The following is a 15,482-nucleotide window of genomic DNA, read 5'->3' on the forward strand; positions in this document are numbered from 1 at the left end:
GTTCTATTTTCTCAAGGTAACCCATGGCGAAAGCTAAAAAATCCGTAGATATCAAAAATATACGCAATTTCTCGATTATTGCTCATATTGACCATGGTAAGTCAACTTTGGCTGACCGTTTTATTCAAATGTGTGGTGGCTTACAAGATCGTGAGATGCAGGCTCAAGTACTGGACTCTATGGAGCTTGAGCGCGAACGTGGGATTACCATTAAAGCTGCGTCAGTTACGCTGTATTATACCCATCCAAACGGTCAAGAATATCAACTGAACTTTATTGATACCCCTGGACACGTGGACTTCTCTTATGAGGTTTCGCGTTCTTTGGCTGCATGTGAAGGTGCATTGTTGGTTGTGGATGCTGCACAGGGCGTTGAAGCTCAGTCAGTGGCGAACTGTTATACCGCAATTGAGCAAGGTTTAGAAGTATTGCCAATCTTAAACAAGATTGATTTACCTCAAGCAGAGCCTGAACGCGTCATCCATGAAATTGAAGAAATTATTGGTATTGAAGCGACAGATGCACCGACGTGTTCAGCAAAAACAGGTTTAGGCGTTGAAGGTGTTTTAGAGCGTTTGGTGGATGTGATTCCTGCACCCGAAGGTGATCGTGATGCGCCGTTACAAGCTTTAATTGTTGACTCGTGGTTTGATAATTACTTAGGTGTTGTCTCGCTTGTTCGTATTAAACAAGGTCGTATCCGTAAGGGCGACAAAATGTTGGTGAGATCAACAGGTCAGACGCATCCAGTAACGTCTGTGGGTGTGTTTAATCCAAAACATAGTGAAACCGATATACTCGAAGCGGGTGAGGTTGGCTTTGTTATTGCCGGAATTAAAGATATTTTTGGTGCACCAGTGGGTGATACCATTACTTTATCAAGCACTCCAGATGTTCCGATGTTGCCTGGTTTTAAAAAGGTTAAACCACAGGTCTATGCGGGCTTATTCCCGATTGATGCCAGTGATTTTGAACCCTTCCGCGAAGCACTACAAAAATTACAAATTAATGATTCTGCTTTGTTTTTTGAACCAGAAAGTTCAGATGCTTTAGGTTTTGGTTTCCGTTGTGGCTTCTTGGGAATGCTACATATGGAAATCGTACAAGAGCGTTTAGAGCGTGAGTATGATCTTGATTTGATTAGCTCTGCGCCTACTGTGATTTATGAAGCACTGACCAAGAAAGGCGATATCATCTATATCGATAGTCCATCGAAGATGCCTGATGGTTCAACGGTCGAAGATTTGCGTGAGCCAATTGCTGAATGTCATATTCTTGTGCCACAGGAATATCTAGGCAATGTCATGACCTTGTGTATTGAACGTCGTGGTGTACAAAAGGATATGAAATTCTTGGGCAATCAAGTTTCACTTACTTTTGAAATTCCAATGGCTGAAGTGGTGATGGATTTCTTTGATAAATTGAAATCTTGTTCACGTGGTTTTGCCTCACTTGATTACAACTTCGTGCGTTTCGAAAGTTCAGCCTTAGTTAAGGTTGATGTGTTAATTAATAGTGAAAAGGTGGATGCCTTAGCGATGATTTGTCATCGTAATGATGCACGTCACCGTGGTATCGCACTGGTTGAGAAGATGAAGGACCTGATCCCTCGTCAAATGTACGATGTGGCGATTCAAGCAGCCATAGGTGCGCAAATCATTGCACGTTCTACTGTAAAAGCGATGCGTAAAAACGTATTGGCAAAATGTTATGGTGGCGATGTGTCACGTAAGAAAAAGTTACTTTCAAAACAAAAAGAAGGTAAGAAACGTATGAAACAAGTGGGAAGTGTTGAAATCCCACAAGAAGCGTTCTTAGCTGTGTTGAAAGTTGAAAGATAAAGAAATGTGGCTGGCAAAACAAAGTATTGCTTTGTCCAGCCCAAGACAAGCAGCTTGTCGGCTGCAAGTGAGGGTGTGTGGATTTTGATTTTAATTTGATTCTGGTACCTGCCACACTTATTTTTTTCTTGGTGTGGTTGCTGGATAAGTTTGTGCTTAAACATCGTGCAAACAAAGGGCGAGATCAGGAAAATTTTATCATTACATGGGCATATGATTTTTGGCCAGTGCTCGCAATCGTACTTGTTTTACGCTCGTTCCTATATGAACCGTTTAATATTCCCTCTGAGTCTATGGTTCCAACCTTAGAAATTGGTGATTTTATTCTGGTCAATAAGTTTGACTACGGTGTGCGTCTGCCGATTGTAAATACCAAAGTGATCAATGTTGGTGAGCCAAAACGCGGTGAAGTGATTGTTTTCCGTTATCCACCACAACCTACCATTAGTTATATTAAGCGCGTTGTTGGTTTGCCAGGCGATCATATTCAATATAAAGATGGTCAGTTGGTGATTAATGGTGAGCAGGTTGCCAAAGTTTCGACCGAAGTTAAGCGTGAAAAAGATCTATTGGAAACACCAACAGTTTCTTACTTTAAGGAAACTTTAGGTGACCATCAGTATTCAGTTCGCTATATAGATGGACGCAATTCTTTAGTTGAAACCTATCAGTTTGCACAAGCGAAAGGTGCGGATGCATTGGTACCATTTGTTGCCAAAGCCAATGACGTGTTTATTCAGAGTCAAGGGCAAGATTGGGAAGTCACTGTGCCAGAGGGTCAGTATTTTGCCATGGGTGACAACCGTGATCAGAGCGCAGATAGCCGTTTTTGGGGCTTTGTACCTGAAGAAAACTTAACAGGTCGTGCTTTTTATGTATGGATGCATAAAGAACCTGGTTTTAAACTTCCAAGTTTTAACCGAAATGCTAAAATTGACTAATAAATAAAAACAGATAGGAAATATAAAGATGCGTAAATCTCAGCAGGGGACTTCGTATATCGCAATTTTATTTGGGGTGGTTTTATTCGCAGTTGCTGTGAAAGCAGCGATTGCAATTTGGCCAGCATACTGGGATGACAAAGTGATCGACAGTCAAATTGAGGGACTATTAAAAGATAGCCCTCAAAATATGACGCCGAGTAAATTTGCATCTCAGATGGATCAGCGTTTGGATATGAATGGAATACGTGATCTTCGTTTTAAGGATGTCGCACAAGCCACATATAAAGATGATTTGATCGTAAACAAAAAGTATGAAGTGCGGAAGCCTTTCATGCTCAATATTAGTTTAGTGATGACTTTTGAGAAGACTTTTGACCAAAAATCTGCCAAACAAGCTCAGTGATAGTCGGTTACAGGGGCGAATCGGTCACCAGTTTAAACAAGTTGATTTGTTGAAACTGGCTTTAACCCACCGCTCTGTTAGCCATAAACACAATTATGAACGCCTAGAATTTCTAGGCGATTCATTATTGGGAATGATCATTGCCAACTACCTTTATCAGGTCTACCCTTTAGAAAATGAAGGGCGTTTGACGCGTATGCGAGCGACGCTTGTGAGACAAGAGGCGCTAGGTAAAATCGCCAATGATTTACAGCTCAGTCGGTCATTAATCTTAAGTACTGGTGAGTTAAAATCTGGTGGTCATCATCGAGAATCTATTCTTGCGGATACGGTTGAGGCGATTATCGGTGCGATTTATTTAGACTGTAATGATCTGAATCAGCTACAAAGCATTGTGTTAAAATGGTATGAACCATACCTTGATTATATTGAACCCACAGATCAACTCAAAGACCCGAAATCACGCTTACAAGAGTATTTACAAGCACGTAAAAAACCTCTCCCAGTTTACGAGGTTGTAGATATTCAGGGCGATGCGCCAAATCAACATTTTACGGTGGAATGTTTGATTGATGGTTTGCCTAAAATCCATGGTGAGGGCTCAAGTCGTCGATTCGCTGAACAAACAGCGGCGGCTGAAATTTTAAAATTATTGGAGCAATAACTTGATGTCTCATTCAAATGACAATCAATCAGAAACGACTGAACCACAAGATGATCAAAATGTTGTTGATCAATTTTTTAGTTCTAAAGAAGTCACCATTCCTTCGGATTTCAAAAGCGGCTTTGTCGCAATTGTAGGTCGTCCAAATGTAGGTAAATCAACGTTGATGAACCACTTGTTGGGACAAAAACTTTCGATTACTTCACGTAAGCCACAAACCACTCGTCATAAAATTGTGGGTATTGATTCGCGTGAAAAATCACAAGCGGTATTTGTTGATACCCCTGGGATGCACAAAAAAGAAGTCCGTGCGATCAATAAAATGATGAACCGTGCAGCACATTCTGCGTTGCGTGATGTGAACTTGGTTTTATTTGTAGTTGATGCACAAAAGTGGACTCAAAACGACGAACTTGTTTTAGAGAAACTTAAAAACGCAGAAATGCCTGTGATTTTGGTGATCAACAAACTTGATACTTTTGAAAATAAAAATGAAGCACTTCCACTGATTCGTGAACGTGCCAAATTAATGAACTTTGCTGAAATTGTACCAGTTTCAGCTTTGCGTGGTGCAAATCTAGATCATTTGCGTGACACCATTGAAAAGTACTTACCTTATCAAGCACCATTATATTCATTGGATCAGATCACGGATCGTTCAGAACGTTTCCTTGCAAGTGAAATTATCCGTGAAAAAATTATGCGTCAGTTAGGTGAAGAGCTACCATATGATTTAACCGTGCAGATTGAATCATTTAAAACTGAAGAAGCAGTGATCAATGAAAAGACCGGTAAATTGAAGTCTGCTTGTACTTATATTGATGCGACCATTTTTGTAGAACGCCAAGGTCAAAAAGCCATTGTGATTGGTGACAAAGGTGCGAAGCTGAAAAGTATCGGTATGGATGCTCGTGCAGACATGGAAAGAATGTTTGAACAAAAGATTATGCTGACACTTTGGGTCAAAGTAAAAGGTGGTTGGTCTGATGATGAGCGTGCACTAAAGAGTTTGGGTTATAGCGATATTTAAAATAATCTTTTGAGACAATGGAAACAGGTATGAAAACTACAATACGAGTAATGGCGATTGTGACATGTTTATTCATGCTGCAAGGGTGTATTCATAAAGTTGTGACTGTACCTGTTAAAGTTGCTTATAAAACCACTAAGGGCGTTGTGAAAGGCACAGCGGCTGTGGTGGGTGCTGTGATTCCTGATGGTGAGGATGATGAAAAAAAGGATGCAAAGGACTAGGATGAGTCGCATGCTATGATGCGCAATGAAGTCTTGCATGGATATTTAATTCATCATCGTAAATACCGAGAAAAAAGCCATATTGTGCATTTGTTTACACAGGAATATGGTCGGGTGGATGGAATATTGAGACAGACTCCGCCACCCCAATACCAACCGATTCGTGTGCAAGCCACAGGCAAATCTGAACTTAAAAATTTCACTAAGTTGGAAATTTTAAATCAACCGGTTTTTTTTCATGGCGATGCTTTCTTTGCTGGTTTTTATCTTAATGAAGTCATTTTGCGTTTGTGCTCTCTAGAAGAAGCGATGCCACAAACATTTCAACAATATCAAATGGTTTTATTGCAGTTACAGCTACTTGCGTCACATGAACAAGCATCTTTGTTTTTGCGTCAAATTTTGCGTCAATTTGAGCATGTTTTATTGCAAGAGCTAGGCTATGCAATTGATTTCTCAGTGGATGCTAGCCAGCAACAAGTTCAACCATCTCAGCATTATCAATTTCAGCTTAATGATGGTTTTATGCCTGTTGCAAAAGCCTCACGTTCAACGCTAGATGGTGCTCTAATTGCATCCATGCTCAGTTATGAACAAGGACAGGATTTTTCTCACGAACAATTGCAATTATTGGGTAAACTATACCGTCAAATGATTAGCTCATTGTTGGGTGATCGACCGCTGAAAAGCCGTCAACTTTGGATTCAGAATACTCAAACTTAATCATTCAAAAGCAAAACTTTTAAGTGCTTTAGGGTGAAAAACAATAGGATATTTTTATGGCTGCAATATTAGGTGTAAACATTGATCATGTTGCGACATTAAGACAAGCACGTGGTACAACTTACCCTGATCCTGTACAGGCAGCATTGGTCTGTGAACAAGCAGGTGCAGAAGGCATAACCTTACATTTACGTGAAGATCGTCGTCATATACAAGACGATGATGTTCGTCGCATGCGTCCACTATTGAAGACACGCATGAACCTTGAATTAGCAGTCACCGATGAAATGGTTGAGTTTGCCAAAGAAATTAAGCCTCAACATGTGTGTTTTGTGCCTGAACGCCGCCAAGAAGTGACAACAGAGGGTGGCTTGGATGTGGTTGGTCATTTTGAAAAAGTTAAAGCTGCGACAGAAGCACTCAAAGCGATTGGATGTGATGTGTCATTATTCATTGATGCAGATTTAGCCCAGATTGATGCGGCAGTTGCGTGTGGTGCGCCAACCATTGAAATCCATACAGGTGCTTATGCCGACGCGGAGACGGATGAACAACAGCAAGCAGAATTGGCACGTATCGTAAAAGGTGCTGAATACGCCGCTGCGAAGGGGCTAGTGGTCAATGCTGGACATGGTTTAAATCTAGAAAATGTCGCGCCTATCGCCGCAATCCCGCAAATTCATGAATTAAACATTGGGCATTCGATTATTGCAGATAGTGTATTTGTCGGGTTGGCTCAAGCGGTAAAAGAGATGAAATCAGCGATTCAGGCTGCTGCGAGATAAGTTGATGAGTAGTATGAATTACGATGAGTTGATGCAACCTGTGATTGGTTTTTTAGGTTGTACTACACCTCAAGCATGGTTAGATGAAGCCATTAATAATCTTGAAATATTGATGCAAGACCATGCGAATTGTGAAAAGAAAGCTGCTAGTACGGCAATGAACCTGATGTTTCGCTATAGCTTTTTTACTGACTTACAAGTGAAGTTGGCGCAGCTCGTGCGTGAAGAAATGCTGCATTATGAGCAGGTTCTTGAGTTTATGAACAAACGTGGTCAAGAATGGAAGGGGTTGAGTGCAGGGCGCTATGCAGGTGGTTTACGCAAAGAAATCCGTACCTATGAACCTGAGGCCTTGATTGACGTGATGATCATCGGGGCATTTGTAGAGGCGCGTTCTTGTGAGCGATTCTATGCACTTGCACCAATTGTTGATGATGAGCTCGGTCGCTACTATCGTTACTTGCTTAAATCAGAATCACGTCACTTTGAGGATTATTTGGCGCTGGCTTTAGATGTTGCGAAAACGGCGAAACTAAAAGATCCTGAAGAAACCATTCAACAACGGATTGAGTATATCCGTGAAGTGGAGAAGAATCTGATTTTAAGCCCAGATGATACTTTCCGTTTCCATAGTGGTGTGCCAGCAAAGATCACTATCTCATTACGATGAGATAGTGAGTTATGGATATAAAAATAAAATTATTGAGAATTATAAATGAAACTTTTATCTAAAACGGCATTCGTCATGCTGTGTGTATTAGGAGAAAATAGTTATGCTAAAAATATTGAGTTCATCAATGTTGATAGCCGTAACTTGAAATGGAAAAAGCTACCACAAATATCATTTAACCATTCTATGCTACAAGGTCATAACAGAGACTTGAGTGTTGTTATAGATGTGAATGAGAAGGGTGAAGTAGTTTCATCAAGAATTAAGAAAAGTAGTTATGTTGTAGAGCTAGATACTTTCGTTGTTGCTGAAATTAAGAAATCTAGCTTCTATCCATATGAAATAAACGGTAAATATTATCCTATGAGAGTTGAGCAGCCATTCAAATTTTATATTGATGATAATCAAACGAATGATTCAGTCTTAACAATAATTGAGAGAAGAAAATTAATAGAAGAAAGGCTACATAAAGAGATAATTGATCTATGGGAAGTTCCTATTGATAGTGAAAACTTAAATAATGTGGTGAGCTTTGTTATATCAAGGAATAATTCAATTGATTTAATACAAGTTCACCAGAGTAGTGGAAGTCGAGATTTTGATCTCTCAACGAGACAAGCTATTCGCTATTCAACACTTGTAAAAAAACTAACTAATGATGAGAAAGATGCTTTCTTTGGTGAGTTGGAATCAAAGAAAATAACCATATCATTCCGAGCAAATTAAATATTCCTATTATTTTCCATTATAGGAATTTTCTTTTGGCACATAAAAAAGCCCATATCAGTGATATGGGCTTTTTAGAATCTTGGCTCTCCCACCTGGGCTCGAACCAGGGACCTGCGGATTAACAGTCCGTCGCTCTACCGACTGAGCTATGGGAGAATCTGACAGCCATTATAGGCGGCTTTTAAGATCGGTCAAGTTAAAACTGCCATGTTTCTTTCATTTTTGTGTTGTATGCTTTTTATTTGCACAATTAGCATTAAATCGAAAAAAATACTTGAAACTTGAACATGTGATTGCTAGATTTAATTCAGAAAGAACGTTTAGACATTGATCTAGACAGTGTGGATTTAACCCTACTTGCCAGCACTAAAATGGCTAAACCGGAGGTCAAAATGACTATTCTTCGTATTCAATCTATTTTTTCAAATTTATCTTTTTATCAAGAACATTATCTCGATATCCTCCAAGATCCTGAGCGCTATTACACGCCTGTTGAAAGTTCATTTCTCAATACTTTTCCTTTTAAGCAGCAAGCTTTGTTCTTGGGTGATTTATTGCAGTTATGGTTCGGTAATAAGTGGAAAATCATAGATTCACGCAATTTATTGAGTCAAAAAAATCCACTCACCGTAAACCAACAAAGCCCTATATATTTATTTCAACTCGGTGGTGAATTGATTTTAGGCGCAAATACAGCTTTGGCGTGGTCTGTTGCAGAAGAGAAGATTGTTACAGTACAAGTGAAGAGTATTTGGCAATATGCGGTATTCAGTCATTTATGTACTCGACCGAAAAATTTTAAAGTAAAAAAGGCAATTGCTTAATTTACTTAGATTATTTTTTAACATGAGGTTTTACAAATTGTCCGTTTGTTAAAAATATGCTTTGTTTTAAACTATTTGAACTTATGCAGAATAATTTAAAAGTAAGGTGGATTTATAATGAATGGACAATGTGTTTGTGGTGAAACCATTTTTGAAGTTGAATTAAAAAATCATGATGTGCATGTCTGCCATTGTTCAATCTGCCGTAGACAGACCAGTGGTGTAATCATGACGATTGATGTTGAGCAGGGAAGTCTAAAATTTCTTAAGCAAGATCACCTTTCGGTTTACAACTCATCTGCTTGGGGTGAGCGTGGTTTTTGTAATGTTTGTGGTACAACTTTGTTCTGGCGGACTAAAGACCAGAATTACTGCAATATCAATGTATTCTCACTGAATGAACAGCCGAAAGACTTAAACTTGGATATGGAAATCTACATTGATTGCAAACCTGAGTTTTATGCTTTCGAAAACTCAACCAAGAAATTGACCGAAGCTGATGTTGTTGCTTTGTTCAATGCTGAATCTTCAGATCAGAATTAGACGTTTGATTGGACATTAAAAAAGGAAACTCCATTGAGAAGTTTCCTTTTATTTAAAGCAAATAGGTTGATTATTTGGCAGTTTTTTCTGCTTCTATTGAGGCAATCGCTGCATCTACACCATCAATTGAATCCGCTGCTTGCTTGATACGTGCAAGTGCGTCAACTAAAACTTCGTCAGCCGTTGCATAAGAAATACGCATAAAGCCACCTAAACCAAATGCGTCGCCAGGAACAACAGCAACGCCAGTTTCTTCGAGTAACCATTCAGAAAATTCTGTGCAAGATTTTAGACCTTTGGCACGAATTAAAGGGCGAATATTAGCGTAAGCATAGAATGCGCCATCTGCTGTTAAGCAAGAAATACCATTGATTTCATTCAAGCCATTTACCACTAAGTCGTGACGACGTTTGAATGCTTCAATCATCGGCTTAAGAACATCTTGTGAACCATTCAAGGCCGCTTCAGCAGCAACTTGGGAAATCGATGTCGGGTTAGACGTTGATTGTGATTGGATCTTTTTCATTGCACCAATAATTTTTGCTGGGCCTGCTGCATAACCAATTCGCCAGCCTGTCATAGCATAGGCTTTCGATACACCATTTAATACGATGGTACGGTCATATAAATCAGGCGCTACAGTCGCAATGTTATAGAACTCATCTTCCCAACGAATTGGTTCATACATATCGTCTGAAGCGACATAGACATGTGGATGACGACGAAGTACTTCAGCCAAAGCTTCTAATTCAGCTTTAGTGTAGATCATACCCGTTGGGTTAGATGGACTGTTTAAGACCACTAAACGAGTATTTGCTGTAATTGCTGCTTCTAATTGCTCAGGGGTGATTTTAAAGCGTTGTTCTTCACCACACTTTACGATCACAGGTGTACCTTCCGCAATAATCACCATATCTGGGTAGCTTACCCAAAATGGAGCAGGGATGATCACTTCATCGCCTTTGTTTAACAAAGCAAGTGCTAAGTTAAAGAAGCTTTGTTTACCACCACAAGATACTAAAATTTGGTTAGCTTGATAATCTAAATTATTGTCACGTTTTAATTTTGCAATAATTGCTTTCTTTAAGCTTGGAGTACCGTCTACTGCTGTATATTTTGTAAAGCCTTTGTTGATCGCTTCAATTGCAGCATCTTTGATGTGTTGAGGGGTATCAAAGTCTGGTTCGCCTGCACCTAAACCAATCACGTTTTTACCAGCAGCTTTAAGCTCAGCAGCTTTGTTGGTGACTGCAAGTGTAGGAGATGGTTTGATGGCATTGACACGATCAGAGAGACGTACGTCCACGGCATTATTCCTTCTTATGGGATTAAAAATAAAAAAAGCATGTTATCTTAGCTTAAATAGAAATGATTGTGGTTGAAACCTGCCTTAATCGTATAAAAAGTTACCAAATTGTAAGTATTGGTTTGGTTCTCATTTTTTTCATATTTTATTTTTATCATTATCATAAAAATCTATTACAATAGTGGGTAGAAATTTAGATTTCGAGAGAATTTCAATGAGTGATCAACAACCAAAAGCCAAAAAAGCTTTGGTCAAATTACCTTTCCCGATGCCTTCGGCACAAGATGACTCTGATGATGCTGTGCATAATCAGGTACGTCCAAAGCCTGAACAATATGCAGATCGAACTTGGATGCCACCGCGTGGTACTCGTCGTTCGATGGGCAAGCGCTAGAGAAACCCTAAAAGGATACCTTCAATAAAGGTATCCTTTTTTGTTGCAGGTTTAAGGGGTTTTATAAAGTAAACGATTTGGACTACCAGCAGCATTTTTTACTACATTGGTCGTCGCTTGTTTGAGTAAATTTGTCGTAATATTCTGTGGTGTAGCCGTAGGTGTGTTTTGCAATAACGTAGCAATAATACCTGTCACATGGGGTGCTGCCATAGAGGTTCCGTTTGAGACTCTGGTGGAGGTATTGCTGTCATACCATGCTGAAGTAATTTGGCTACCCGGTGCAAAGATATCGACACAACTTCCGTAATTTGAATAGCTTGCTCGAGTGTCCATGTTATCTGTTGCTGCAACTGTAATGGCTTTACTTTCTCGAGCTGGCGAAGCATTACAAGCATCTGCATTTGAATTGCCTGCTGCGACAACTGGGGTATAACCATTGTCATATAATGTCACAATCGCATTATCGAGTGATGAACTCACACCTCCACCTAATGACATATTGACGACAGCTGGTTTTTTACCATTTTTTATAATCCAGTCTAAGCCAGCTAAAACACCACTGGAAGAGCCACCACCATCACAAGCCAAAACACGTATAGGAACTAACGTTACGCTCTTGGCAATCCCATATGTTGTTCCTCCAACCGTGCCAGCAACATGAGTACCATGCCCATTACAGTCTGATGTGCCCTTGCCATCACTAATAGCAGTGTAGCCAGATTGAACTCTTCCTGAAAATTGCTGATGTGATGCGAGTATGCCTGTATCCACGATGTAGGCTGTTACGCCTGAGCCTGTTTGATTATAGGTGTAGGAGGAATCGAGTGGGAGAGTCTTTTGATCAATACGGTCAAGTCCCCATACTGCATTGTTTTGTGTCGTATTATCTATATTCATCACTACATCATGTTCTACAGATAATACATTTGGGTTCTTTTTCATTGCTTCGATAAATGCTACAGATGCATTTTCAGGGAGCGAGACAGCAAATCCACGTAGTGCAGATTCATACACATACAAAACTTTGCCACCATGAGATTTTGCCAACCTAGAAGAAAGATCCTTGGGGGATTGAGCAGTTTTATTAAAAGTCACAATGTATTGACCTTTAATCACACCTTGAGCTTGTTGAGCATTTTGGGGGGGAGCCGCGTGAGCTATAGTGATGAATGTTGTCGTAAGTAAGGCAATAAGTGTCCGATGAATAATCACTAGAATCTCCATTTTTAATGTTATCTCTGTTTTTATGTTAGGTCGTATTTTTATCTGCGATTTCAGTCGCTAAGTTTTTTTAGATTGTTACTCCTTTATAGGGGGGGTAAGTCCGATTATTTCTGACGATTAATCGGGTGCTGAATCTCAAGTTCGCCACGCCAAAGTTTGATGAAGTCTTGTTCATCTATGTCATAAAGTTCCATCAGCGCAATAATCACACTGACAAAGATCATCGCGCCTTCAGTGTTATTTTGAAAATGGAAAATTTTTCCATTTAATTTACCTAAAATATCGTTGATTTCATGTTCACGTCCTCGTCCATAACGATCACGTGGGTATAGTTCTTCATTCAGAACAATTAAGGCAATGGCTTTTTCAGCAGGGGATAATCGGGTTTTATCTAAAGCTTCACTAAAGGATTCATATCCGTGATTGAAATAGAAAATGACGTCATCGGTGATAAAGGCATGGACCATATCTGACGTTAAGTTTGGAAATTGTGAAACCGCATCTTCTTCAATATAGGGGCGGAATGATTCAGGGAAAATAACATTGGAATGAATCCCTTTAAATAAAGGTGCAATTTCTGACACTTTATAACCCGCAATTCCACAACCGAGAGCAGTCAAAAAGTATTTTGTTTTGGGATGATTTTCTGCATAGATTTTAAAATCATTCACATAATGCTCAATTTGTGAAAGTGGCATTTGCTGAATATGTTCATTCAATGTTGGAATGGCAAAACTTTGACCTGCCCAACCACGTCCAACACCTTTCACTGCTGCAAAATGTTGTGCGGCAACACGCGCTGCGCCACTGTCATGTTGACCTGCGAGATTACTGCCAAAAACAAAGACAGTATCTTCTGGGAGTTCGGTGACTATACTTTCATCGTGGTATTGGTAAGACATATTTTTATCATTAAAATTGTGTATAAGTTTCATGTTGCAACTGATTGCGTAGTTGGTCAAGTAGAAAAATGAATACGTGAGGGTGTTCTACGATTATTATCATTTTGTGCGGTTGCTACATAATAGTGAATATTTCAGTATTGAGTAATCCTCAATCATCCCCATAAAATGAATGAACTAAAATTTAGTATGACAGTATCTTTATGAGCGAAAACCAACCATTCGAATTAGTCACCAATTATCAACCTGCAGGCGATCAACCACAGGCGATTGAAAAATTGGTCAGTGGCATTGAACAAGGTTTTCGTAATCAACTGCTACTGGGCGTTACAGGTTCAGGTAAAACCTACACCATGGCAAATGTGATTGCCCAAACCCAACGTCCAACCATTGTCATGGCACATAATAAAACCCTTGCAGCTCAGCTTTATGGGGAGTTCAAATCTTTTTTCCCCAACAACGCGGTTGAGTATTTCGTTAGTTATTATGATTACTATCAACCCGAAGCCTATGTGCCGTCATCAGATACTTTTATTGAAAAAGATTCAGCCATTAATGATCACATTGATCAAATGCGTCTCTCGGCAACACGTGCACTATTAGAACGTCGAGATGCGATTATTGTGGCATCGGTTTCTGCGATTTATGGTTTGGGTGATCCGAATGCGTATATGCAGATGTTGCTACATATTGTGCAAGGTGATCGAATCGGTCGTGATGACATCATCCGTCGTTTGGTTGAGATGCAATATACCCGTAATGAACTAGAGTTTTTGCGTGGTACATATCGTATTCGCGGTGAGATTATTGATATTTTCCCTGCGGAATCAGATCAGGATGCGATTCGCGTTGAATTGTTTGATGATGAAGTCGATTCGATCCGTTGGTTTGATCCGTTAACTGGAAAATTGGTACGGAAAGTCCCACGAGTTACCATCTATCCAAAAAGTCATTATGTTACGCCAAAAGATCATTTAACCCGCGCAATTGATACCATCAGAGACGAGTTGCAAGATCAGCTTAAGTTTTTCCGTGAACACGACAAACTGCTGGAAGCTCAACGGATCGAACAACGTACGCGCTATGACTTGGAAATGATGCAGCAATTAGGCTATACCAATGGCATTGAAAACTATTCGCGTCATCTTTCTGGACGTCCATCAGGCGAAGCACCGCCGACATTATTTGATTATATTCCTGAAGATGCTTTGCTGATTATTGATGAATCACATGTCACAGTTCCCCAAATTGGTGCGATGTATAAAGGCGATCGTTCACGTAAAGAAAACTTGGTGAATTATGGTTTCCGTTTGCCGAGCGCACTGGACAATCGTCCGATGAAGTTTGAAGAATGGGAACGAATTGTGCCGACGACTGTTTATGTCAGTGCTACTCCTGCACGCTATGAAATGGAAAAATCTGAACAGATCGTAGAGCAAGTGGTGCGTCCAACGGGCTTGATTGATCCTGAAATTGAAGTGCGTCCAGTATTGACTCAAGTCGATGATGTTCTATCTGAGATTAATATTCGTAAGCATTTGAATGAGCGAGTGCTGGTGACGACATTAACTAAACGTATGGCCGAAGATTTAACGTCATATTTGAAAGAGTATGGCGTGAAAGTTGCTTATTTGCATTCGGACATTGATACGGTTGAACGCGTTAAAATTATCCATGATCTTAGAACAGGGGTACACGATGTTCTGATCGGGATCAACTTATTACGTGAAGGTTTGGACATGCCAGAAGTTTCTTTGGTGGCGATTTTAGATGCTGATAAAGAGGGATTCTTGCGGTCAGAACGATCATTGATTCAAACCATTGGTCGTGCAGCACGTAACGTCAAAGGCAAAGCAATCTTATATGCGGACCGTATTACTGATTCGATGCGTAAAGCCATAGATGAAACAGATCGACGCCGTGCAAAACAAGTTGAATTTAATCTATTGCATGGTATTACGCCACGCAGTACCGTGCGCCAGACAACCAAAGAAATTGATTCAGGCGAAGTGTTAACTGATGATGAAATCGATGACAAAGTGCTTGATCAAGCTCAAGCAATGAGTGCTGATGAACAACACCTTTTATCTGATCCAAAATTGTTCGCGAAGCATATCGGTAAACTTGAAAAGGAAATGTTGAAAGCCTCTAAAGAGCTCCAGTTTGAGCAGGCAGCAAGGTTACGTGATGAAATTGTTCGTTTAAAAGCATATATGTTGCAATCTTAATGTAGGATAAAAATCCTCAAGAGTGATACATTTCTCAACAGTTTT

At 39.8% G+C, this 15,482-nt stretch carries 17 protein-coding genes and 1 tRNA gene; 14 read left to right on the forward strand and 4 right to left on the reverse strand.

Annotated elements, in window-relative coordinates:
• Positions 1-23: 23 nt before the first annotated feature.
• From lepA to EXE30_RS03045, 10 genes are all read left to right on the forward strand, one after another.
• Positions 24-1,841, forward strand: coding sequence for a translation elongation factor 4 (lepA, locus tag EXE30_RS03000; protein ID WP_130161134.1), 1,818 nt, complete (start codon positions 24-26; stop codon positions 1,839-1,841).
• A gap of 77 nt (positions 1,842-1,918) precedes the next feature.
• Positions 1,919-2,782 (forward strand): signal peptidase I, encoded by an 864-nt coding sequence (gene lepB / locus EXE30_RS03005; RefSeq protein WP_130161135.1) that lies wholly within the window; start codon positions 1,919-1,921, stop codon positions 2,780-2,782.
• Between the two features lie 28 nt (positions 2,783-2,810).
• Complete coding sequence (locus EXE30_RS03010; RefSeq protein ID WP_130161136.1) at positions 2,811-3,188, forward strand: DUF4845 domain-containing protein; 378 nt, start codon at positions 2,811-2,813, stop codon at positions 3,186-3,188.
• Complete coding sequence (gene rnc / locus EXE30_RS03015) at positions 3,157-3,852, forward strand: ribonuclease III (RefSeq protein WP_130161137.1); 696 nt, start codon at positions 3,157-3,159, stop codon at positions 3,850-3,852. Before EXE30_RS03010 ends, rnc begins: the two co-directional genes overlap by 32 nt.
• Positions 3,853-3,856: 4 nt before the next feature.
• Positions 3,857-4,882, forward strand: coding sequence for a GTPase Era (gene era, locus EXE30_RS03020; RefSeq protein ID WP_130161138.1), 1,026 nt, complete (start codon positions 3,857-3,859; stop codon positions 4,880-4,882).
• A gap of 29 nt (positions 4,883-4,911) precedes the next feature.
• Complete coding sequence (locus EXE30_RS03025; RefSeq protein WP_130161139.1) at positions 4,912-5,106, forward strand: NF038104 family lipoprotein; 195 nt, start codon at positions 4,912-4,914, stop codon at positions 5,104-5,106.
• A 15-nt stretch (positions 5,107-5,121) separates the two neighbouring features.
• Positions 5,122-5,829, forward strand: coding sequence for a DNA repair protein RecO (gene recO / locus EXE30_RS03030; protein ID WP_130161140.1), 708 nt, complete (start codon positions 5,122-5,124; stop codon positions 5,827-5,829).
• Positions 5,830-5,885: 56 nt separating this feature from the next.
• On the forward strand, positions 5,886-6,614 hold the full coding sequence (gene pdxJ / locus EXE30_RS03035; RefSeq protein ID WP_130161141.1) for a pyridoxine 5'-phosphate synthase: 729 nt from the start codon (positions 5,886-5,888) through the stop codon (positions 6,612-6,614).
• A gap of 4 nt (positions 6,615-6,618) precedes the next feature.
• The gene (miaE, locus tag EXE30_RS03040) at positions 6,619-7,284 is read left to right on the forward strand and encodes a tRNA-(ms[2]io[6]A)-hydroxylase (RefSeq protein WP_130161142.1); all 666 of its coding nucleotides are present in this window, start codon (positions 6,619-6,621) and stop codon (positions 7,282-7,284) included.
• 45 nt (positions 7,285-7,329) lie between these two features.
• Complete coding sequence (locus EXE30_RS03045; RefSeq protein ID WP_130161143.1) at positions 7,330-8,010, forward strand: TonB family protein; 681 nt, start codon at positions 7,330-7,332, stop codon at positions 8,008-8,010.
• A gap of 83 nt (positions 8,011-8,093) precedes the next feature.
• Here the strand turns inward: EXE30_RS03045 and EXE30_RS03050 are convergent.
• Positions 8,094-8,169 (reverse strand) — tRNA-Asn (locus EXE30_RS03050).
• A 236-nt stretch (positions 8,170-8,405) separates the two neighbouring features.
• Here EXE30_RS03050 and EXE30_RS03055 point away from each other — a divergent pair.
• Positions 8,406-8,837, forward strand: a complete 432-nt coding sequence (locus EXE30_RS03055) for a hypothetical protein (RefSeq protein ID WP_130161144.1) — start codon at positions 8,406-8,408, stop codon at positions 8,835-8,837.
• A 117-nt stretch (positions 8,838-8,954) separates the two neighbouring features.
• Entirely contained in the window at positions 8,955-9,380 is a 426-nt protein-coding gene (locus tag EXE30_RS03060; protein ID WP_130161145.1) for a GFA family protein, read from the forward strand.
• A gap of 70 nt (positions 9,381-9,450) precedes the next feature.
• Here EXE30_RS03060 and EXE30_RS03065 read toward each other — a convergent pair whose 3' ends face one another.
• Entirely contained in the window at positions 9,451-10,686 is a 1,236-nt protein-coding gene (locus tag EXE30_RS03065; protein ID WP_130161146.1) for a pyridoxal phosphate-dependent aminotransferase, read from the reverse strand.
• A gap of 214 nt (positions 10,687-10,900) precedes the next feature.
• Here EXE30_RS03065 and EXE30_RS03070 point away from each other — a divergent pair, with 214 nt between their 5' ends.
• Complete coding sequence (locus EXE30_RS03070; RefSeq protein ID WP_130161147.1) at positions 10,901-11,080, forward strand: hypothetical protein; 180 nt, start codon at positions 10,901-10,903, stop codon at positions 11,078-11,080.
• 51 nt (positions 11,081-11,131) lie between these two features.
• On the opposite strand, the gene EXE30_RS03075 is transcribed toward EXE30_RS03070, so the two are convergent.
• Positions 11,132-12,307: a S8 family peptidase gene (locus EXE30_RS03075; RefSeq protein ID WP_130161148.1), complete on the reverse strand. Its 1,176-nt coding sequence runs from the start codon at positions 12,305-12,307 to the stop codon at positions 11,132-11,134.
• 104 nt (positions 12,308-12,411) lie between these two features.
• Entirely contained in the window at positions 12,412-13,209 is a 798-nt protein-coding gene (locus tag EXE30_RS03080) for an A1S_2505 family phage non-structural protein (RefSeq protein ID WP_130161149.1), read from the reverse strand.
• 203 nt (positions 13,210-13,412) lie between these two features.
• Here EXE30_RS03080 and uvrB point away from each other — a divergent pair, with 203 nt between their 5' ends.
• Positions 13,413-15,437, forward strand: a complete 2,025-nt coding sequence (gene uvrB, locus EXE30_RS03085; RefSeq protein ID WP_130161150.1) for an excinuclease ABC subunit UvrB — start codon at positions 13,413-13,415, stop codon at positions 15,435-15,437.
• The last annotated feature ends 45 nt before the right edge of the window (positions 15,438-15,482 follow it).

It is taken from the genome of Acinetobacter halotolerans (assembly GCF_004208515.1).
GTDB lineage: Bacteria > Pseudomonadota > Gammaproteobacteria > Pseudomonadales > Moraxellaceae > Acinetobacter > Acinetobacter halotolerans.